The 21,617-nt window shown below is 48.6% G+C and carries 20 protein-coding genes; 12 read left to right on the plus strand and 8 right to left on the minus strand.

Features of this window, described 5'->3' with window-relative positions; translation table 11 throughout:
- Positions 1 to 22: 22 nt before the first annotated feature.
- The 4 genes from AWQ22_RS08615 to AWQ22_RS08630 all read right to left on the minus strand — a co-directional run bounded on the left by AWQ22_RS08615 (position 23) and on the right by AWQ22_RS08630 (position 3,443).
- Positions 23 to 589, minus strand: a complete 567-nt coding sequence (locus tag AWQ22_RS08615) for a Uma2 family endonuclease (RefSeq protein WP_065710813.1) — start codon at positions 587 to 589, stop codon at positions 23 to 25.
- A gap of 49 nt (positions 590 to 638) precedes the next feature.
- On the minus strand, positions 639 to 2,930 hold the full coding sequence (purL, locus tag AWQ22_RS08620) for a phosphoribosylformylglycinamidine synthase subunit PurL (protein ID WP_065710814.1): 2,292 nt from the start codon (positions 2,928 to 2,930) through the stop codon (positions 639 to 641).
- A 61-nt stretch (positions 2,931 to 2,991) separates the two neighbouring features.
- A complete protein-coding gene (locus AWQ22_RS08625; protein ID WP_012307280.1) occupies positions 2,992 to 3,213 on the minus strand; it encodes a type II toxin-antitoxin system HicA family toxin in 222 nt (73 codons plus the stop codon).
- On the minus strand, positions 3,213 to 3,443 hold the full coding sequence (locus AWQ22_RS08630; protein WP_065710815.1) for a type II toxin-antitoxin system HicB family antitoxin: 231 nt from the start codon (positions 3,441 to 3,443) through the stop codon (positions 3,213 to 3,215). The genes AWQ22_RS08625 and AWQ22_RS08630 overlap by 1 nt, the downstream gene beginning before the upstream one ends.
- Positions 3,444 to 3,542: 99 nt before the next feature.
- Between AWQ22_RS08630 and AWQ22_RS08635 the strand changes: the two genes are divergently transcribed.
- From AWQ22_RS08635 to alaS, 6 genes are all read left to right on the plus strand, one after another.
- Positions 3,543 to 3,971, plus strand: a complete 429-nt coding sequence (locus AWQ22_RS08635) for a DUF29 domain-containing protein (protein WP_065710816.1) — start codon at positions 3,543 to 3,545, stop codon at positions 3,969 to 3,971.
- Between the two features lie 245 nt (positions 3,972 to 4,216).
- Positions 4,217 to 5,347, plus strand: coding sequence for a site-2 protease family protein (locus AWQ22_RS08640; protein ID WP_065710817.1), 1,131 nt, complete (start codon positions 4,217 to 4,219; stop codon positions 5,345 to 5,347).
- Positions 5,348 to 5,488: 141 nt separating this feature from the next.
- Positions 5,489 to 6,037 (plus strand): Uma2 family endonuclease, encoded by a 549-nt coding sequence (locus AWQ22_RS08645; RefSeq protein WP_065710818.1) that lies wholly within the window; start codon positions 5,489 to 5,491, stop codon positions 6,035 to 6,037.
- A 120-nt stretch (positions 6,038 to 6,157) separates the two neighbouring features.
- Positions 6,158 to 6,466 carry a nucleotidyltransferase family protein gene (locus AWQ22_RS08650; RefSeq protein ID WP_065710819.1) on the plus strand — a complete coding sequence of 103 codons (309 nt, stop codon included), beginning with the start codon at positions 6,158 to 6,160 and terminating at the stop codon, positions 6,464 to 6,466.
- A 135-nt stretch (positions 6,467 to 6,601) separates the two neighbouring features.
- Positions 6,602 to 7,270 carry a hypothetical protein gene (locus tag AWQ22_RS08655; RefSeq protein WP_157094602.1) on the plus strand — a complete coding sequence of 223 codons (669 nt, stop codon included), beginning with the start codon at positions 6,602 to 6,604 and terminating at the stop codon, positions 7,268 to 7,270.
- A 223-nt stretch (positions 7,271 to 7,493) separates the two neighbouring features.
- Entirely contained in the window at positions 7,494 to 10,127 is a 2,634-nt protein-coding gene (gene alaS / locus AWQ22_RS08660; RefSeq protein ID WP_065710821.1) for an alanine--tRNA ligase, read from the plus strand.
- Between the two features lie 54 nt (positions 10,128 to 10,181).
- Here the strand turns inward: alaS and AWQ22_RS08665 are convergent, their stop codons facing one another.
- The 3 genes from AWQ22_RS08665 to ntcA are packed head-to-tail and all read right to left on the minus strand — an operon-like array spanning position 10,182 to position 12,752.
- Positions 10,182 to 10,583: a pre-16S rRNA-processing nuclease YqgF gene (locus AWQ22_RS08665; protein ID WP_065710822.1), complete on the minus strand. Its 402-nt coding sequence runs from the start codon at positions 10,581 to 10,583 to the stop codon at positions 10,182 to 10,184.
- Between the two features lie 14 nt (positions 10,584 to 10,597).
- Positions 10,598 to 11,968 carry a DUF3084 domain-containing protein gene (locus AWQ22_RS08670; RefSeq protein ID WP_065710823.1) on the minus strand — a complete coding sequence of 457 codons (1,371 nt, stop codon included), beginning with the start codon at positions 11,966 to 11,968 and terminating at the stop codon, positions 10,598 to 10,600.
- A 52-nt stretch (positions 11,969 to 12,020) separates the two neighbouring features.
- Complete coding sequence (ntcA, locus tag AWQ22_RS08675; protein ID WP_232308876.1) at positions 12,021 to 12,752, minus strand: global nitrogen regulator NtcA; 732 nt, start codon at positions 12,750 to 12,752, stop codon at positions 12,021 to 12,023.
- Between the two features lie 280 nt (positions 12,753 to 13,032).
- Between ntcA and fabI the strand changes: the two genes are divergently transcribed.
- The 3 genes from fabI (at position 13,033) to AWQ22_RS08690 (ending at position 15,414) form a co-directional block, all read left to right on the plus strand.
- Complete coding sequence (gene fabI, locus AWQ22_RS08680; RefSeq protein WP_012307288.1) at positions 13,033 to 13,809, plus strand: enoyl-ACP reductase FabI; 777 nt, start codon at positions 13,033 to 13,035, stop codon at positions 13,807 to 13,809.
- Between the two features lie 76 nt (positions 13,810 to 13,885).
- Positions 13,886 to 14,758, plus strand: coding sequence for a 16S rRNA (cytosine(1402)-N(4))-methyltransferase RsmH (gene rsmH / locus AWQ22_RS08685; protein WP_065710824.1), 873 nt, complete (start codon positions 13,886 to 13,888; stop codon positions 14,756 to 14,758).
- 74 nt (positions 14,759 to 14,832) lie between these two features.
- Positions 14,833 to 15,414 (plus strand): Uma2 family endonuclease, encoded by a 582-nt coding sequence (locus tag AWQ22_RS08690; protein ID WP_030006946.1) that lies wholly within the window; start codon positions 14,833 to 14,835, stop codon positions 15,412 to 15,414.
- Here the strand turns inward: AWQ22_RS08690 and AWQ22_RS08695 are convergent, their stop codons facing one another.
- Positions 15,415 to 16,008, minus strand: coding sequence for a Uma2 family endonuclease (locus AWQ22_RS08695; protein WP_065710825.1), 594 nt, complete (start codon positions 16,006 to 16,008; stop codon positions 15,415 to 15,417). It lies immediately after the preceding gene.
- A gap of 131 nt (positions 16,009 to 16,139) precedes the next feature.
- Here AWQ22_RS08695 and AWQ22_RS08700 point away from each other — a divergent pair, with 131 nt between their 5' ends.
- The 3 genes from AWQ22_RS08700 to acnB all read left to right on the plus strand — a co-directional run bounded on the left by AWQ22_RS08700 (position 16,140) and on the right by acnB (position 21,509).
- Positions 16,140 to 17,264, plus strand: coding sequence for a class I SAM-dependent RNA methyltransferase (locus AWQ22_RS08700; protein ID WP_065710826.1), 1,125 nt, complete (start codon positions 16,140 to 16,142; stop codon positions 17,262 to 17,264).
- A gap of 65 nt (positions 17,265 to 17,329) precedes the next feature.
- Positions 17,330 to 18,781, plus strand: coding sequence for a serine/threonine-protein kinase (locus tag AWQ22_RS08705; protein WP_065710827.1), 1,452 nt, complete (start codon positions 17,330 to 17,332; stop codon positions 18,779 to 18,781).
- A 121-nt stretch (positions 18,782 to 18,902) separates the two neighbouring features.
- Positions 18,903 to 21,509, plus strand: coding sequence for a bifunctional aconitate hydratase 2/2-methylisocitrate dehydratase (acnB, locus tag AWQ22_RS08710; protein ID WP_065710828.1), 2,607 nt, complete (start codon positions 18,903 to 18,905; stop codon positions 21,507 to 21,509).
- Positions 21,510 to 21,617: the final 108 nt, after the last annotated feature.

A 21,617-nucleotide genomic window follows, 5' to 3' on the forward strand; every position in this document is an offset into this window, starting at 1 on the left:
TAAAAAGGCGATTGCCAATCAATCATGTTAAATCTAGTACAAGATCTTTGAAGATATTGATACCCAAAATTTTATGAGGTAGAGATAAAGTTTGAGGCTCGCAATCAGCAATATAGAGTTCTGCTTGTTTTTCCTTGCGATTAACTAATATCCCAAAACTACAACCATTGTCTCGATATTCTTCCATTTTATCCCTTGTTTTTTGGACAGCATCGCTAGGCGAAACTAACTCAATGACAAAATCAGGACAGAGGGGAACAAATTTTTCTCGCTGATCGGCTGTTAATGCTTGCCAACGAGATTTTTCAAGCCAAGAAACATCAGGAGAACGGGTCGCACCATTGGGCAAAATAAAACCCGTTGAGGCATCGAAAACTTCTCCTAATTGATATTTGTGATTCCAGAGTTGTACTTGAAAAATTAGGTTAGCGTTTTGCCGCCCAGTTTCGCCACCAGTGGGAGGCATAATTACCAATTCTCCTTTAGCTGTACGTTCCAGTTGAAGCTCTGGATTAACCAGACAAAGTTGCTGAAATTGTTCATTGCTTAAGGTGAAAACGGGTTCTAGCGCAAGGGTCATTGTTGTCATTAGCCTTACCCACTGGATTTGTACTTTCTATTGTAATCAGTTAACTAGATTACGGATGTAAACGACGGGCGATCGCCTCACTCCAATTGGTGGTCATGTCCTCGACAGAAACCGCGATTACAGCCTGATTGTTGACGGTAATTTGTAACTGATTGGTGTTGCTCACAGAGCCGATCGCCTGCCAATTGTCCGCCAAAGATTGATTGAGATGGGCTTCAAATTGGGCTTGCTTTTCGGGAGACACAGAGACAATAATCTCGCCGCAGGTTTCGCCAAACAGGAGGGCATCGAGACGGTCAGTGCCAGCAATCTCAACGGTTGCGCCGAGCTTGCCGCCGATACAACATTCCGCAAGGGCAACGGCTAAACCACCCTCCGCAAGGTCATGGGCAGAGTTTAACAAGCCAGCGGCGATCGCCTCCCGCACAGTTTTTTGGACGGCTTTTTCGAGGGCAAAATCCACTTGGGGCGGAATACCCGCGACGGTATTGTGAATTGTATTTAGATATTCCGACCCGCCGAGGGTTGTTGTTGCCTGAGTACCAAGGAGATAGATTTTATCCCCTGCATTTTGCAAGGCTAAACCACAGACTTTGTTAATATGTTCAACTCGTCCCACCATCCCGATAACAGGAGTTGGATAAATGGGGGTCGGTTTACCATCACTATCAAGAGTTTCGTTGTAGAGGGAAACATTACCACCCGTGACAGGCGTATCTAATTCCCGACAAGCTTCCGCAATCCCTTTACAAGCATTTGCCAACTGCCAATAACCCACAGGTTTTTCGGGACTACCAAAGTTTAAATTGTTCGTAATTGCCAAGGGTTCAGCACCAACACAACTTAAATTTCTCGCTGCTTCAGCCACTGCCGCCTTTGCCCCTTCCAACGGATTTAAATACACATAACGGGGATTACAATCGGTACAGGCGGCAACACCAATAGTTGAGGTGTCGGGTTTGCCATTCACCGGACGAACCCTCACTACTGCGGCATCTGCGCCACCGGGGAAGATTACCGTATTGTTTTGTACTTGATGATCGTACTGGCGATAAATCCATTTTTTAGACGCAATAGTTGGCACATCTAACAGGGTTAATAAAATCTCATTCCAAGATTTTTCAGCGATGCCATTCCCATCACAATTCGGCAAAGAATCCACCGACCAAGCCCAAGCCGTTTGTGCATATTTGGGAGCTTCTGCCATCAATTCCCGATGATAAATGGGCGTATTATCTGATAGCGCAGTTGCTTGAACTTCTGCGGCTACTTCACCCTTAAACATGATTTTCACGATGGGTTCCGCAATCACTTCCCCCGCAACAACTGCCTGTAAACCCCAACGATGGAAGATATCAATTAACTCCTGTTCCCGTCCTTGGTGGGCAACAAAAAGCATCCGTTCTTGGGATTCCGAGAGTAAATATTCATAGGGAACCATGCCCGTTTCTCGCACCGGAATTTTATCGAGATCGAGCAACACACCGACCCCACCTTTAGCCGCCATTTCCGCTGTCGAACAGGTTAAACCCGCCGCCCCCATATCCTGCGCCGCTGCCACTGCCCCCGTTTTAAAGGCTTCGAGACAGGCTTCAATCAGGGATTTCTCGGTAAAGGGATCCCCCACCTGAACCGCAGGGCGATCGTCCATGGATTCATCGGTTAATTCGGCACTGGCGAAACTTGCGCCCCCCATGCCATCCCGTCCGGTGGTGGAGCCGACATAGAGAACGGGATTACCAATGCCATAGGCTCCCGATTTAATAATTTCCTCGGTTTCCATCAAGCCCAACGCCATCGCATTGACGAGGGGATTGCCAGAATAAGCTTTATCGAAATAGACTTCACCGCCCACCGTTGGCACACCCACACAGTTTCCATAATGGCTAATCCCTTCCACAACTCCCTGAAAAATGCGGCGAGTTTGGGCATTATCGAGGGTGCCGAAGCGTAGAGAATTTAACAGGGCAATGGGACGCGCCCCCATCGTGAAGATATCGCGGAGAATGCCGCCGACTCCAGTTGCTGCCCCTTGGAAGGGTTCGATCGCCGATGGGTGGTTATGGGATTCGATCTTAAAGGCGAGGTGCAGACCATCCCCCATATCGACCACACCCGCATTTTCACCGGGACCCACGAGGACGCGATCGCCTTTCGTGGGGAAACCAGACAGCAATGGGCGGGAATTCTTATAACAACAATGTTCCGACCACATCACGCCAAACATCCCCAGTTCAGCCTTGTTGGGATGGCGACCGAGACGGCTCACAATTTCTTCGTATTCTTCGGGTTTGATGCCTTCAGATGCAATTTCTTCGGGGGTGAAGGGGCAAGTGGTCATAGTTTTACGTCGATTCTTTCTGTAACAGCGTTATTGTAAGGCTTCAGGAGACGAGCGGCAGTTAAAGATTGAGGAAGTCTTCTACGGGAATCTGTGCTTGTTGCAGGATGGCGCGTAATGTTCCCTCTTTAATGGTTTTATGGTGTGGGATTGTTGTAGTGTGTTTTGTCGCTAGATTAAACCAAATTTCATGGTCACCCTTACCACTGCGATAGAATTCAAAGCCTGCTCGACGGAGCTTTTTGGTGACTTCTCGATAGGAAAATCCTGATAAACGACCCATTAAACTTCTAAAATCAGCGGATATTGGAATGTATTCGGCAAGGCGGGTGGTTGTTCATTCTGTTGATGCAGTTCCAGTAGTATTTTGGCTAAGTCACTGGCAATTTCAATCACTTCCTCAATGGTTTGCCCCTCGGCGACTAAACCCTGTACATCCTCACTGGTCGCCAAATAGTAATCCTGCCCTGCTTCGTGAAGTTTCTCGATTTTGAGATGAATCAATGTTTTCATGAGGCGATCGCCTAATCTCAAGGAATGATTTCACTATTCTACGCGATGCAAATTAGAGTTTATCGTTATGATAACTAGAGATGCACTTGCAGGAAATTCATGGAGATAGACAAAGTACTTTATGATCATGACTTTGTGATGTGGATCGAGAAGACTGTTGAACAACTCAAAACCCAAAATTTCTCGACATTAGATTTAGAGCATTTAATTGATGAGGTAGAATCCTTAGGGAAACGGGAAAAGCGAGAGCTGAAAAATCGCTCAATTACTTTGTTTGAGCATCTTTTAAAACGCCACTATGTCCCCATGCCAGAATGTTATCGCGGTTGGGAGGGGACGATTCGCAGAACTCAATCAAAACTTAAAGATTTATTAGCAGATTCCCCCAGTTTAAGTAATTTACTCGAAGAAATTTATTTAGACTGTTATCAGGAAGCTGCGGCCAATATGCAACTTGAATATGATGTAGATTTTCCCCAAGATTATCCTTTTCTTCGTCCCTCACAGAACCTATTGAATCAAGTCTAAGTATTGTTGAATTGGATGACAATTTTGTTTTTGTAAAGGCGATCGCCTTTTTTTTGAACCAGTGCCATCAAAAGCAAGCAATTCCGAGCGAACCGAACCCGAAACGGCGGGTTTCACTACCTAATCAGTAAAGTAGCTACTTTACATTTTGTTACAATGTAAGCAATGAAAGCGGACAAAAAGGTTTTCAATAGCGCTAAACGTAAGTCTTTTTGGGCCTCAGCAACGATTCGGGAGGTTCATTTATGAACGGCAATTTTCGTGTGGGGAATTTATTTGGCATCCCCTTCTACATCAATATTTCTTGGTTCATTGTTCTGGTACTCGTCACCCTGAACTTTGGCGGCGGCCTATTGTCCCAATTTCCAGGCCTCGGCATTAACGCCTTAATTTTAGGATTGGTAGCAGGTCTGCTCCTGTTCGCCTCTGTGTTACTCCACGAATTAGGCCATAGTTATGCAGCAATTCGCCAGGGAATTGGCGTCAACTCTATTACTCTATTTCTCTTCGGGGGACTCGCCAACCTTGATGAAGAAGCGAAAACGCCCGGTGGTGCATTCTGGATTGCTGTAGCAGGGCCGCTTGTGAGTTTGGCTCTCTTTATCGCACTCTTTCTCTTAACAGGTAGTGGTGTGCTGAGTGGGCCGCCAGCGGCGATCGCCGGATTGTTGGCTTACATCAACCTAATTTTGGCTACCTTTAACATGATTCCAGGTCTTCCCCTTGATGGTGGTAACGTCCTTAAATCTATTGTCTGGAAATTAACAGGAAATCGTTTCACCGGCACCATCTGGGCTAGCCGTGTTGGTCAGTTTATCGGTTGGACAGCGATCATTCTCGGTGCATTATCTATCCTTGGTATTTCTAATGTGGGTAGCTTCTGGACGCTGATCATTGGTTGGTTCTTACTTCAAAATGCGGGTCGTTCTGCCCAATCTGCCACCATTCAATCAGCCCTCTCTGGTTTAACGGCGGCTGATGCAGTGGTTAAAGACAGTCCGATTATCTCCGCAGAAACGACGCTACGGGATTTAGCAAACAGTGCGATTCGCTCTGGTAACCAGTGGAAACGCTTCCTAGTCCAGGACGAAACAGGTCAACTGCTCGGTGAAGTGCACCTTGATGTTCTTCGCGCCGTACCCACCAATGACTGGCCCCACAATCAGGTGCGTGATTTCATCAAATCTGTGCCTGCGGAAAATCAAGTCCAGTCTGATCTGTCCCTCCTAGATGTGGCCGCTAAATTGGAACAACAAGGTTTACAAGCCCTGGCGGTTATCCAGACCAATGGAACCCTCGTGGGACTGCTAGAAAAATCAGCAATCATTAAACTCCTGCAAAGCGGTCAACAGGACGCAAAAATCCAGTCCGCTTAATCTCTGACTCAAAACCTAAGATCAACTCGGGCGATCGCCTTTTGGGAGCACGAAAATTCCTGGGGCGCTCGCCCTCAATATTTATAAGTGGAGATTAAAGTACCAGCTACAATCAAAACAGAACGCAGAGATTAAACACCGATGACTCTGGCAACCTACAAGTGGACAATAGCAAACTACCATCAAGCAATTGAGGCAGGTCTCTTTGTTGATGAAGCGGTGGAGTTACTCCGAGGTAATTTAGTTGTCATGGCGCCAGAGCGAGAACCCCATGCTTATTACACCCGTAGTATTAGTCACTATTTACAAGGATTATTGGGCGATCGCGCCTTGGTCAGTGAAGCCCATCCCATTACGTTACCGAATAATTCTGAACCGGAACCCGATGTGGCGATCGTGCAGCCCTTAGGACGAGAATACCTGAACCATCACCCCTACCCTGAAAATATTTTTTGGCTTATTGAATGTGCCCAAGCCACGCTCACAAAAGATTTAACCGAAAAGAAAAGCATTTACGCGGAAGCTGGGATTCAAGAATATTGGGTAATTGACTTGCAGCATCACCAGTTAATCGTCTTTCAAGATCTCCAAAATGGTTCCTATACGACAAAGCAAACGCTAAAGACAGGCTTAATTTCCCCTCTTCGTTTTCCCGACGTGGCGGTATCTGTTGACAACCTGCTTGCATAGGGGCGATCGCCTTTTGGGAAAATAAAAGTTCCTGGGGCGATCGCCTCCCCTCATCTCCCAAGATACGCCAGTGAATTTAATCAAGGATAAAATGTATTAACTCTCACAGTGAATGACACAATGACAGAAACGAATTTATTGAAACGCGATTTTGTGCTGAATACCTTGGTGCAGCGTTTAGATAGCATTCAGCAAATGGGAGTTAAACATTTAGCTTTGTTTGGTTCTTTTGCGCGTGATGAAGCAGATACAGAAAGTGATTTAGATTTTCTGGTGGAGTTTGAAGCAGAGTTGACCTTTGACCTCTACATGGATTTAAAGTTTTTTCTGGAAAATTTGTTCAAGCGCAAAGTTGATCTCGTGATTACAGAAGACCTAAAACCTCAAATTAAAGACTCTATTCTCCAGCAGGCTATTTATGTCGCGTAGCTCTGTAGGATATGTTAGCGAAGCGTAACGCATTAATCGCCAACATCAAAAAGGCGCGTTACATTTTATTAACACACCCTACAAGATTGGCTAGCCATGCTATATGCAGTATATTTTGTCAACGAGCTTTCTGACATGAACCAATGGATGAATAATTTATTTGAGAAGCAATATCCTTATTTGGTTTTCTTCTTCATTATCTTCCCGATAATCGGATTCTTGGGTAATACAACAAAGAATCTAAACAATATTATTTCTTTTTGTGAAAAAATCAAACAAACAAAGTTAACCGTTGATATTGACCAAGAAAGATTATTTATCCTCCCTAAAAAAAGCTCTATTGTTATTCAAAATAGTGTGCTTTTCACTTCAAAGCAAGAGGATCTTTACCTAAAAAAAGTGTCACTATTCAATAGTAAAGCTCCAAGAAAAAAATCATTAAATTCGAAAACTCTTCTATACCATCCTGCTGGTAATGGCTCATGGCGTATTGATTTTCAATCACCAACAGATGAAATATTTTTAAAAAAAGCAATCAAGGGATCAATGGAATTGAATACAGAAAGTTTCATTGAGTTTCAGGATGATTGGGGGAGTACGCCAGAAAATAAATATGAGCAGAATATTTCTAACTTGAAAATTTCTAAAAATGCGTTTCTCGAATTGACTTTTATTGTGCAAATTATTTTTGATAAACATAATGAAATACCAGTAGATGATTGGTATTTTTGTTTTGACTATGGGAATAAAAAAGTTGTCAAGAAACTAACTCCTGAATTAATTAATTTTTCTGAGGAAAATTAGCAAAGCATAACGCATTGATTTTTCATATTTAAAAAAGCGCGTTGTATTTCATTGACGCACCCTGCAAGATCTAGTGAAGAGAAGAAATCATAGTAAATTTCGGATATCTATACAGCTCAGCTTTTCTGAAAAGCAGATCGCCGCCCATGTCTCTCCATAAGGTCTACGGAATGTCACAATAGATGCAGTAAAGTTTGTAAAGCAAAAATTTTCCTGTAAACCCATGTCTAGCGTGCCTCCTGTCCTGAGCGGAAGTGAAATCCGGTCTAAATTCCTCAACTTCTTCAATGAGCGGCAACACCCCATCCTCCCCAGTGCATCCTTGGTGCCGGAAGACCCAACGGTACTCCTCACCATTGCGGGAATGTTGCCGTTTAAGCCGATTTTCCTCGGTCAGCAGGACGCCCCCAGCCCCCGCGCTACTACCTCCCAGAAATGTATCCGCACTAATGACATCGAAAATGTGGGCCGCACCGCCCGCCACCATACTTTCTTTGAAATGCTGGGGAATTTTAGCTTCGGGGATTATTTCAAAGAGCAGGCGATCGCCTGGGCCTGGGAACTCTCTACGGAAGTTTTTCAGCTTGACCCGAAAAATATTGTCGTCAGTGTGTTCCGCGAAGATGACGAAGCCTTTGCACTCTGGCGTGACAAGGTCGGTGTGAATCCCAAACGCATCATCCGCATGGGAGAAGAAGATAACTTTTGGAAATCCGGGCCAACGGGGCCTTGTGGGCCTTGCTCTGAGCTTTATTACGATTTCAAGCCGGAACTTGGCGATGACAACATTGACCTAGAGGACGATACCCGGTTTATCGAGTATTACAACCTCGTCTTTATGCAATATAACCGCGACGCCGAGGGTCATTTAACGCCCCTACAAAACAAAAATATCGATACGGGGATGGGCTTGGAGCGCATGGCCCAAATCCTCCAACAGGTGCCCAACAACTACGAAACAGATCTGATTTTTCCGATTATTGAAACGGCCGCCAAAGCCGCCGGGATTCACTACGAAAAAGCCGACGAAAAAACAAAGGTTTCCTTAAAAGTGATTGGCGACCATGTGCGTTCTGTCGTCCACATGATTGCCGATGGGATTACCGCCTCCAATACAGATCGGGGTTATGTGCTGCGGCGTTTAATTCGACGGGTGGTGCGTCACGGTCGATTGATCGGCATTGACGGGAATTTTATTAACCAGGTGGCAGAAACAGCGATTCAACTCTCAGAGGCCGCCTACCCCAACACCCGCGAACGGGAAAGTTTCATTAAACAGGAATTAGAGCGGGAAGAAAACAACTTCCTTAAAACATTAGAGCGGGGCGAAAAACTTCTAGCTGAAATTATTGAAAAAGAAGACAAAGAAATTTCTGGTGTAGATGCGTTTACGCTATTCGATACCTTTGGGTTCCCCTTTGAACTCACCCAAGAAATTGCCGAAGAGAACGGTTTAACGGTTGATGCTGAAGGCTACAAAGCGGAGATGAAAAAGCAGCAGGAACGCTCTAAGGCCGCCCACGAAACCATTGACCTCACCGTCCAAGGCAGCCTTGATGAATTGGCTGAACACATCCATCCCACAGCATTTTTAGGCTACACAGATCTGCAATCCCAGGTCAAAATTGAAGCCGTTCTCGTGGATGGCCACCGGGTAGAAACCGCCGAAGCCGGGGCAGTGGTGCAACTGATTTGTAACCAAACACCTTTCTACGCGGAATCTGGGGGACAAATTGGCGATCGCGGTTATTTTTCCGGCGATCAACTCGTCGTCCGCATTAACGATGTCCAGAAAGAGTCGGGTTTCTTTGTCCACCATGGCAAGGTGGAACGGGGCAGTTTAACGGTCGGCGACACAGTCAATGCCACCATTGATCGGGCCTGCCGTCGTCGCGCCCAGGCGAATCACACCGCAACCCATTTATTGCAAGCAGCCCTAAAAAACATTGTGGATGACTCCATTTCCCAGGCTGGTTCGTTGGTGGACTTTGATCGCCTGCGGTTTGACTTTAATTGCCCCAGGGCGTTAACTGCTGGTGAATTAACCCAAATTGAGGCCCAAATCAATACCTGGATTGCCGAAGCCCACGAAGGCCAAGTGGCAGTGATGCCCATTGCTGAGGCCAAAGCGAAGGGTGCCGTGGCCATGTTCGGCGAAAAGTACGGCGAAGAAGTGCGGGTTGTGGATTTTCCTGGGGTGTCCATGGAGCTTTGTGGTGGCACCCACGTGAAAAATACCGCTGAAATTGGCCTGTTTAAAATCATTTCCGAAACGGGCATTTCTTCTGGGATCCGCCGCATTGAAGCTGTGGCTGGCCCAGCGGTACTGGAATACCTCAAGGTGCGCGACCAGGTGGTCAAAGACCTCGGCGATAAATTTAAAGCCAAACCGGAAGAAATCACCGAACGGGTAGAAAATATCCAGGCGGAACTGCGCAACACCCAAAAGGAACTAGAAAAGGTCAAAGGTGAGCTGGCGATCGCCAAATCCGAAGCCCTCGTGAACCAAGCGGAAACCGTCGGCAAATTTAAGATCCTCGTGGAAAATATGGGCGATCTCGATGCCAAGGCCCTCCAAACTGCGGCTGAACGGCTCCAGCAAAAACTGGGTGAGGCAGCAGTGGTCTTGGGGTCAACCCCAGAAGACGGCAAGGTTTCCCTGGTGGCCGCCTTTAGCGAAGGGATTTACAAAGGCAAAAAAGTACAAGCGGGTAAATTTATCGGCGGCATTGCTAAACTCTGCGGTGGCGGTGGCGGTGGTCGTCCGAACCTGGCCCAAGCCGGGGGACGGGATGCCAGTAAATTACCCGAAGCTCTCCACACTGCCAAACAGCAACTTCGCGAAACTCTAGGTTAAGCTCACACCCCAATCGTCGAGATGGGTCGGATTCTGGCCCATCTTTTTTGCTGTTTAGGCTGGGTTGAGATAGCGTTCGACCAATAAAATCGCCACGATATCGTCAATGGGTCGGGGAGGTAAACGCATTCCCTGGGGAAGCAATCTCTGGAACAAATTGGGCGGATACATCTGCCAATAGCGATCGCGGGCTTCGAGGGTGCTATTGCGTTCATTTACAAAGGCGATCGCCATGTCTGGGGGCAAAACAGCGGTGAGCTTTTTATGCCATTCTTTAGCCGTCGTTTGATTGCCCATGACCACCAGGGAAACACCATACCTTTGGCACCATTCTTTCGCGATGTTGGGCGCTTGATCCGCCGCAATGACGCCATGGTTCAACAATTGCCCTTGGTCATCCAGCGCCGCAAGGCCACATTTGTCACGGCCTGGGTCAAACCCAAGATAAACGCTCATGTACTCTTCTTATCCTATTGTCTGATGACGATTCTACCGTTACTGAGGCCCACTAATTCTAAGCGGAGGGGGCCTGCCGTAAAACCATTTTCGATGGCGATCGCCCGAATTTCTGTCACGGGTTCTGGTGCATTATTGAGGGCTTCGACAAAATTGATAATGTGACCGACATTGCCATCTTTAACCTGGATATCCCCCAGAACCCCGGCTCGCCGCGCTCTAAATTGCGCTGCCCCCAACAGAAAATCCACTGGACGCCGGGCGGCACTAGGATTTTGCACACTCAGCTCCTCCAGAGACAAAGTGGCAATCACTTCCCCGGCGCGAAAAACCTGCTCATTTAAAGTCACATCCGCAAACACTTGGACGGAACCTTCCCCCTGGAGGTAGTTCCCCGCTGCCAGGAGGCGCACCACGTAGTCCCGACCATCGGCGATTTGCCCTAGGAGTTGTTGCACTTGGGCATTGGTAATTTGCACCACCCGCGCCTCAAAGTCAGGATTAACGCCTCCGGTGGCAATGATCGCGTTGCGATTCGCTTCCCGGAGCAGCTGATCAACGGCTTGGTTAGCTGCTTTGGGATCAATAATCCGCACCACCCCAAAGGCTAAAACTTGCCCTGTCGTAAGGGCGACATTCCCACTCCGGAAATTGATGTAGTTGGCTTCGAGGATATCAATTTGCTGTTCTAGGGAGCCAATCTGATTTTCTAGGCCCGTGAGCACTTGATCCTTTTGGGCGATCGCCTGGTCGAGTTGGGCAATGCGACCATCGCGCTGGTTGATCTCGGCTTGGAGCTCACTTTGTTGGGCTTCTAGGGCTTCGATCTGCTGGGAGCGTTCCTCAATAATGGTGTTTTGTTGATTGAGCTGGGCGCGGAGGGTTTCACTTTGGGCCTGGAGGCGATCGCGCTGTTGCCGCAAGGTCGTTTGCTCTGTGGTGAGCGCATTAATATCAGCCTGAAGTTCGCTGGCCTGTTCCCGAAAACCCGCTAGTTGAGTTTGGGCCGTTTCAAATTTTGCTTCAATTTCTTGTAAATCTTGTTCTGCTTCTAGGCGATCGTCCCTCGCGGCCTGTAACTCTTTTTCAATCTTTTCCTTTTCTGCCGTCACATCCATCAACTCTTGCCGCCGCTGGGCGAGGATTTCATCCAACTGAAAAACCCCCTGGCGCAAGGACTTGCTCAAGCCAAACAATAACCCCAAGGTGCTGGCGGCGATCACTGTTCCCGTCATTACCGTGACGACCACCGCCGTCTGTTTTGGCCGCAGATTAAATAATGTAAGCCGCGCTTTGCCGACCTTACTACCAAGGCGATCGCCCAGTGCCGCCAGGATGCCCCCCAAGATTAAAACTGAAAAGATTAGTACAAAAGCACTGGTCATTTAACAAAAAGGTGACATCCAAACACACAAGTATGACTTCTCTACTTTAGCGTTAAGCGAACTGTTGACTCAGGTTTACGGGGTCATGGACGGTAATTTTTTTCTTATAAATCGAAATCATGTCCTGTTCCCGGAGTTCTCCCAGGAGGCGCGTTACTGTCACCCGTGTCGAACCAATTGCTTCGGCGATCGCCTGGTGGGACAGTTTGAGATCAATGCGAATCCCCTCATCGGTCGGCACCCCAAAATCTCGACAGAGAATTAACAAGAAACTCACCAGACGTGAGCCCATATCCCGGTGGGCCAAGGTTTCAATCATCATCTCCGTTTGTAAAATCCGTGACGACAGCCCTTTTAGCATTAACATCGCTAATTCTGGGTGCTCATTAAGCGCCTTTTGCACCTGCTCAATGGGAGCCGATAACAGTTCCACAGGGGTAAAAGCCACCGCATGGTAAAAGCGATCCGACTTTTGTCCCGTGAGTAGCGATAAAACCCCAAAGACACTATTCTCCCGGAGCAGGGCCACCGTAATTTCTTCCCCCGCTTCATAGACCCGAGACAGCCGGACAGCTCCTTTCAGAAGAAAATAAACCCGTTCCGCTGGGTCCCCCGGAAAAAAGATCGTCTTGCCCCGGTCATAGTTCTCCACAACAGGTGGGAAGGGGCCACTGTGAAACTGACGAAACGCTGTCGCAAGGTCTGTAATTTGAGTCGCAGGTAGTTCAGGCACTGGATTGGCAGAAGAGAAAGGAGGTTGGTTGAAATCAGGGTTGTACATCATAGATTCTGTTGGGCAACAGTTCCCCACCGTGATGGGTGAAATATCAGCGCTCAGTGTGCAGAGACCATGAGCATTCCCCTTAAACTAAATCTTACTCTGGTATAGTATTTTGTACTTTTTGCTTCAAAATAATTATGGATTTCTGGGTTAGTTCCCAGGCATTTTGCAGAATTTTCCCTGATTTGCCCTAAAGTAGCCGTTTGCATCGAAGTCACCAGAGCGCGAAGATAATATACGCTGGCTTCTTGGCTTTAATTTTTTATACTTTTTGAGAACCCATATGCTTGATTTAACCGGAAAAAATGCCCTAGTCACTGGGATTGCAAATAATAAGTCCATTGCCTGGGGGATCGCCCAACAATTACATGCCGCCGGGGCGAATATTGGGGTTACCTATCTCCCCGATGATAAGGGACGGTTTGAGAAAAAAGTAGGTGAGCTTGTGGCGCCCCTCAACCCTTCCCTTTTTCTCCCCTGTAATGTGCAGGATGATGCCCAGGTGGATCAAGTGTTTGAGTCTGTCAAAAAAGAGTGGGGCAAGTTAGATATTTTGATCCATTGCCTTGCCTTTGCGAACCGCGAAGATTTGACGGGTGATTTTAGTGATACTTCACGGGATGGGTTCAATACGGCCCTTGACATTAGTGCCTATTCTTTAACGCGTCTGGCCCGGGGGGCGAAAACCGTGATGACCGAAGGGGGCGCCATTGTGACCCTAACTTACCTGGGTGGGGTGAAAGTCATCCCCAATTACAATGTGATGGGTGTGGCAAAGTCAGCCCTCGAAATGAGTGTGCGTTACTTGGCGGCGGATCTTGGCCCCAGTAATATTCGTGTGAATGCCATTTCGGCTGGCCCGATCCGGACTTTGGCGTCCTCGGCGGTGGGTGGCATTCTCGATATGATTCACCATGTGGAAGCAACGGCTCCTCTGCGTCGGACTGTGACCCAAAAGGAAGTGGGTAATGCGGCGGCGTTCCTCTGTAGTGATCTTTCGAGTGGGGTCACGGGTCAAGTGCTCTATGTGGATTCTGGCTACGAAATTATGGGGATGTAATGTCCTGGTTTAGTGGCGATCGCCCTTGGGTTCCCCCTCAGTGATAGGGGGATTTTGTTTTTTATTGGATGGATTCATGGCGGCAGAGTTTAAGCATATTTCGGTATTGAGAGAGGAGTTGGTAGCGGGCTTGGGAGTAAAACCAGGGGGGCATTACCTCGATGTAACCCTAGGGGGAGGTGGCCATACAGAATTGATTTTGCGGCAATATCCCGATGTGCGGGTGACGGGGGTAGACCGAGATAGCCAGGCGATCGCCGCTGCGTCAGAACGATTAAAATCCTTTGGCGATCGCTTCCGGGCGGTGCGGTCAAATTTTGGCGAGTTTAATCCCCAGGGAGAAAAATTTGATGGGATTATTGCCGATCTTGGGGTGAGTTCGGTGCAATTTGATCAAGGCGATCGCGGCTTTAGTTTTCGTTTTGATGCCCCCTTGGATATGCGCATGGATCAGCAACAGACATTAACGGCAGCGGATATTGTCAACACCTATGAGGAAAAGGCGTTGGCGAATTTATTCTATGAATATGGTGATGAACGATTGTCACGACAAATTGCGAAAAAAATAGTCATGAAACGCCCGATTCAGACAACTAAAGAACTAGAAGAAATTGTGTTTTATACCTATCATCCCAAGGCGAGAAAAGCGAAAATTCATCCGGCAACAAGGGTCTTTCAAGCATTACGTATTGCCGTCAATGGTGAACTCGATGCGCTGCAATATCTATTAGTCAATGCCCCCCAATGGCTTAAACCCCAAGGCCGATTAGGGATTATTAGTTTCCATAGTTTAGAAGATCGTCTCGTCAAAAATGCTTTTCGGCAGCGGGACATTTGGCGGGTTCTAACAAAAAAGCCAATGGTTGCCAGTGAAACGGAAATTAACCAAAATCCCCGGGCACGATCCGCAAAGTTACGCTTTGCTGAGCTGAAAGAAATAGCAGAATAGGCGATCGCCTTTTTCTGAAACAGACAAGCTAAGCTGGATGCAGACAAAATTTTCTGGCGATGGGGTCTAGCGTAATGAATTTCACCCTCAGTCTTCCCGATACATGCAGGCTCAGTGGCGAACAATTTTTTGAGTTGTGCCAAAACAATCCGGACTGCCGCTTTGAACTCAGTACCCAAGGAGAATTAATTATCATGCCACCGACGGGCGGAGAAACTGGACGACGCAATATTAAGCTATCTGCCCGCCTAGAAATATGGAGTACAACAAATCAACAAGGCGTTGCGTTTGATTCTTCCACTTGCTTTAAGTTGCCCAATGGTGCCCACCGTTCTCCAGATGCGGCCTGGGTAAGCCGTCACCGTTGGGATGCCCTCACCGCTACCGAAAAAGCGAAGTTTCCGCCCCTCTGTCCAGATTTTGTTGTGGAAATTCGTTCCCCTAGCGATCGCCTCCAAACGCTCCAAGAAAAGATGCAGGAATATCAAGACAATGGCGCAAAATTAGGCTGGCTGATTGATCCGACCACGGAGCGGGTAGAAATTTATCGAGAAAACCAAGCGCCAGAAATTTTAGAGCAACCAAATTGTCTTTCTGGAGAACAAGTTTTATTAGGCTTTGAACTCGATTTAAACCCCATTTGGCATCTGGATTAATTATTTTTGGGGATATTGGGCCGTAAAGGTCTGGATTGCTTCTAATCGCGACGGCATTAGCACACATTGCGCTAACAGTTCAAAGTCAAGATCTGGCAGCAATTTACTTTTGGGTAAAGCTTGGTAGGTAGTTTCTTCGAGGACGTAAATTGAAAATTTTTCCGCTTGCCACAGCCAAACTTCCTGAATGCCGAGGCGTTGATATTTTTCGAGTTTCTGGGGACTACCGCTGGTGACATTCACCTCAATGGCGAGATCGGGATGCTCTTTTTGTTCACCGAGATAATAGGATTCATCTGGTTCAAAGGAAACGGATTTTTCTCGCGAGACACGGGTGGCACTCCCGACAGGATGAAATTCGATCCCTTGATTGAACAAATATAGTTCTACGAGAAAGCCGATAATGGTTTTGATGGATTCATGGTATTCCCCTAGGGTCATTAGTTCGATTACTCCGTCTAGGTAGGTGATCCGCAGGCTGGCAGCTTGACCGATCGCCGTTTGGATCGCCTGGAACTCTTCCCAACTGTAGCGGCCAGGGAGGATTAAGCTTTGGGTTTCGGTGAGGACGGGTCGGCTCGTGGCAACGGTCATAAAATCGTCCCTCGTGCTGGGTGATGGTATGTTCTATCCTACCGAATTCGGATTAGGAAAAAGGCGATCGCCCCATCCCTTACACTGGGGGATAATCTTTCCGGCAAACAATTTCAGGCGATAGATATAGAATGCAAACCTATTTTGCAACGGTAGCCCAGGGCATTGAGGAGCTTGCGGCTCAGGAACTGACAAACCTCGGTGCCCAGGCGGTGAAAACAGAATATTGCGGGGTCTCTTTTCAAGGCGATCGCCAATTGTTATACAAAGTCAATCTCTGGTCACGGTTAGCGTTTCGGGTGCTGGTACAGATTAAAAAAGTCAAAGCTTTTACAGCCAAGGAACTCTATCGGGGCGTGCAAAGCATTGACTGGTCTGAATACCTCGCGCCCAACCAAACCATTGCCGTCACCTGTACCGGTAAAAATAAAAATCTCAATCACACCCATTTCACCGCCCTCCAAGTGAAAAACGCGATCATCGATCAACAGCGGGATCAATTTGGCGATCGCTCCAGTGTCAATGTCGAAGATCCTGACGTGCTGATCAATGCCCACATTCGCGATAACCGTTGCACTATCAGCCTCGATAGCTCCGGCCATAGTTTGCACCGTCGGGGTTATCGGCCCGCCATGGGGAAAGCGCCCCTTAAGGAAAATTTTGCCGCTGGTCTCCTGGATCTCGCCGAATGGACGCCGGATCTGTCCCTCGTGGATCCTCTCTGCGGCTCCGGCACCTTTGTCATTGAAGCCGCCCTAAAAAGTTTGAACTTTGCCCCCGGCCTTTTCCAGGGGGATTTTGGCTTTCAGCATTGGCAAGATTTTGATGCCGAGCTTTGGCAAACCCTCCTCAACGAGGCCGAATATGCCACCAAAGACCAACTGCAACAGCCAATCATTGGCCAAGACCGCGATCAAGAAGTGATTCAACAAGCTTGGACGAATGCGGAAAATTGTGGCGTTGCCGACCACATTCAACTGGCCTGTCGGGAACTGGAACAAGTAGAAGCCCCTGCCGACCGTGGCGTGATTATCTGCAATCCGCCCTATGGCCATCGTCTCGGTGCCGATGAAGATTTGGGGCTGCTTTATAAACGCATTGGCGATATTTTCAAACAGCGGTTTAAGGGCTGGACGGGCTATATTCTCACGGGCAATGCAGAACTGGCGAAACGAGTCGGACTGCGGGCGTCGCGACGCTTTGTGGTCTATAACGGTGGCTTAGAATGTCGCCTGCTGAAATACGAACTCTACTAAAGGGTTCTCTGTTAGGATGGGGGGCAAATTGACGCTCTTTTTTCACCTCATTTTTAAACCTTGGCATGGAGATCCTCTGCACTCGTCCCGGATGTCACCATCCCCAAAATCATTTTAGTGATCTCGATGATCCAACCCACCTAAAAACAGCCCAGCAGAAATATTGCACCAGTTGCGGGATGCATTTAATTTTGGGTGGCCGCTACCTTCCCCAAAAACTTCTCGGTCAGGGGGGCTTTGGGACGGCTTTTTTGGCGCGCGATCGCTATACGCCGACCATGCGCCTGTGCGTGGTGAAACAGTTTCAGCCCATGGGGAATTTAGATGATCAGCAGTTGGCCATGGCCCAGGAATTGTTTGAGCGGGAGGCCCATGTTTTAGAACGAATCGGCAATCGCCACCCCCAAATTCCGGATTTGTTTGCCTTTTTCCCGTTGATCGTGCCCCAACCCCAGGGTCAGGGAACGGCCCAATATTTTTATCTCGTGCAAGAGTACATCGAGGGGAAAGATCTAGAACAGGAATTAGCGGCACGGGGCAAGTTACCAGAGACGGAAGTTAAAGAAATTTTTGTGTCGATGTTGAAGGTTTTGGCCTTTGTCCACGACCAGGGCACGATCCACCGGGATATTAAACCGTCGAATATTATGCGCCATGTGGACGGAGAACTTTATCTGCTGGACTTCGGGGCAGTGAAGGAAGTCACGGCAGGGGCAGGGGCGGCCAGTGTGTCCCAACGTTCGACGGGGATTTATTCACCGGGCTATGCACCACCGGAACAGATGCGAGGAGCACAGGTTTATCCAGCGACGGATCTCTATGCGTTGGCAGTGACCTGTATTGTGTTGCTCACGGGGGAAACGCCGGAAACATTGTTTGATGGGTATCAGAATAAATGGCAGTGGCGCAAATTTATCCAAAAAATTGAACCGCGCTTTGGGGCGCTTTTGGATTTGATGTTGGAACCCACCCCAGGCGATCGCCCAAAATCTGCCCAGGTCGCCCTCAAACTTTTAGACTTGCCTAACCAGCAACAAGGCTCCGCTCAACCTGCCACCGCCGCCACAAGGGTACAGCCCCCAGCCCCGGCAAAATCCCCTAAACAACAAAAACAGCCACCCCTTGCGCCACCTAAAAAAACGCCACCTCCTGCGAAAGCCTCGACTGGGAACCAGGCCGCCACTGGTTCTGTGGTGCCACTCCTGATTGGGGTAGGGTTTACGGGCTTTCAGGGAGTATTATTAATGCCCCTTGTGGGGACTTTCCTGGCGGGCAATGTGGGCATGGGCGTTTGGGGGGCGGCCATGGGGTTAATTATTTTGGCGATCGCCCGACGCATCCTCGAACTGAAGGAAATGGTGATCCTCGGTGCCATTACCCTGGGGGCGGCTTTTTTCCTGGTGCAAACTATGGAATTTACCACCCTGGCAATGATTGCTGTTTTAGTCGGCGCGGGCTTGGTGGCGGCGATCGCCTTGTTTACCCTGATTTACCGTTTGCTCCAAAAAATTCTTTAAACAGCCCAGCTTTACTTTACTTCTATGGACAATCTAAGACTGAGATTGTTCACCCATAGCGCCATTACAGTGGGCATTACAATAGAGTATCTAAAACGTTAGATAACCGATAGATCTCCCTATGCTAGAAGCCTACCGCAAACACGCCGCCGAACGCGCCCAATTGGGAATTCCCCCTTTACCGCTAACCGCAGAACAAACCTCTGAACTCTGCGATCGCCTCAAAAATCCCCCCGAAGCAGAACAAGCAGAACTGCTGAGTTTATTGCGCGATCGCGTGCCTCCTGGTGTTGATGAAGCCGCCTATGTGAAAGCCGGATTCCTCACAGGCATTGCCAAAAAAGAAATTACCTGTCCCCTGATCAGTCCCCAAGGCGCGGTCGAACTCCTCGGCACAATGGTCGGTGGCTATAACGTCCAATCCCTCGTCGAACTCCTCAAATCCCCCGACAGCAATATTGCCAGTGCCGCCGCCACTGCCCTGAGTAAAACCCTGTTGGTTTTCGATGCCTTTAACGATGTCCTCGAACTCGCCGATACCAACTCCTACGCCAAACAAGTGATTGATGCCTGGGCAGAAGCCGCTTGGTTTATCGGTAAGCCCAAAGTTCCTGAGGCGATCGCCGTTACTGTCTTTAAGGTTCCCGGTGAAACCAACACCGATGACCTTTCCCCCGCGCCCCACGCCACCACTCGCCCCGACATTCCCCTCCATGCCCTCGCAATGTTGGAATCAAAAATGCCAGAGGGGTTAGAAACCATCGCTGAACTAAAGCAAAAAGGTCATCCCGTTGCCTATGTCGGTGATGTGGTCGGTACCGGTTCCTCTCGGAAATCAGCGATCAACTCTGTACTATGGCACCTCGGCCACGACATTCCCTTTGTCCCCAACAAAAAAGCAGGGGGTTATATTCTCGGTGGTAAGATTGCCCCAATTTTCTTCAATACCGCTGAAGACTCCGGTGCACTGCCCATTGAGTGTGATGTCAGCAGACTCAAAACTGGCGATGTGATCACCATTCATCCCTACGCAGGCAAAATTACCAACGAAGCGGGTGAAACAATCTCGACTTTTGAACTGAAGCCTGAAACGATCCTCGACGAAGTGCGGGCTGGTGGTCGAATTCCCTTGCTGATTGGTCGGGCACTCACCGACAAAACCCGTGAAGCCCTCGGACTCGAACCGACGACGGTGTTTGTGCGTCCCTCCCTGCCAGAAGATACCCACAAAGGGTTTACCTTGGCACAAAAAATGGTGGGTAAAGCGTGCGGTTTAGAAGGGGTTCGTCCTGGGACATCCTGTGAGCCGACCATGACCACCGTGGGTTCCCAAGACACCACTGGCCCGATGACTCGCGATGAGCTAAAAGAGCTGGCTTGTCTCGGTTTCAATGCGGACTTGACCCTACAAACTTTCTGTCACACTGCCGCCTATCCGAAGCCAGTTGATGTCGTTACCCACAAACAACTGCCCGACTTCTTCGCGACCCGTGGTGGTGTTGCCCTCAAGCCCGGTGATGGCATTATCCACTCTTGGTTAAACCGGATGTTATTGCCCGATACCGTGGGAACTGGTGGTGACTCCCATACCCGTTTCCCCTTGGGGATTTCTTTCCCGGCGGGTTCTGGTTTGGTGGCCTTTGCAGCGGCCCTCGGTGTAATGCCCCTTGATATGCCGGAATCTGTCCTCGTGAAATTTACAGGCGAACTGCAACCCGGTGTAACCCTGCGCGATATCGTCAACGCGATTCCTTGGGTGGCGATGCAACAGGGTAAATTGACCGTCGGCAAGGAGAACAAGGTTAACGTCTTTAACGGTCGGATCATGGAAATGGAAGGTCTGCCGGATCTCAAGGTGGAGCAAGCCTTTGAATTGACCGATGCCACTGCTGAGCGTTCCTGTTCTGGTTCCACCATCAAACTCAGCGAAGAAACCGTTGCTGAATATCTGCGTTCTAACGTGGTTCTCATGAAGAACATGATCGCCCGTGGTTATTCTGATGCGCGGACTCTGCTGCGCCGCATTGCGAAGATGGAGGAATGGCTGGCGAATCCTTCTCTCATGTCAGCGGATCCTGATGCGGAATATGCGGATGTGATTGAGGTGAACCTGAATGAGATTAAGGAACCCATCGTTGCGGCTCCCAATGACCCTGACAACGTCAAACTGATGTCTGAATGTGCCGGGGACAAAGTTGATGAGGTGTTCATCGGTTCCTGCATGACGAATATTGGTCACTACCGCGCGGCGGCGAAAATTCTTGAAGGGGCGGGTGTTGTCAAAGGTCGTCTTTGGATTTGTCCGCCCACGCGCATGGATGAAAAGCAACTCCGGGATGAAGGGGTTTACGGTGTCTTTGCGGCGGCAGGGGCACGGACAGAAATGCCTGGTTGTTCCCTCTGTATGGGGAACCAAGCTCGCGTGGAGGATAATGCAACAGTTTTCTCTACTTCGACCCGTAACTTCAATAACCGGATGGGCAAGGGGGCACAAGTTTACCTTGGTTCTGCGGAGTTGGCAGCGGTTTGTGCGCTCCTCGGTAAGATTCCCACTGTGGAAGAATATCAGGCGATCGTCTCTGAGAAGATTGATCCATTCAAGGGTGATCTGTATCGTTACCTCAACTTCAATGAGATTGATGGCTTTGAGGATGAGGGTCGCGTAATTGCCCTCGAAGATATGCCGAAGATTGAGGATCTTCTCGGTATGCCTGTGGGCGCGAAATAGACGAATCTAAAATTTTATAATTGAGGTGAGTCAAAAATGGCTCACCTTTCTGTTCTAGAAAGAAAAAGAGCGAGCCAACAAAAGATATTTATTGTCGTGCAATCGAAG

Source organism: Picosynechococcus sp. PCC 7117 (assembly GCF_001693275.1).
GTDB lineage: Bacteria > Cyanobacteriota > Cyanobacteriia > Cyanobacteriales > MRBY01 > MRBY01.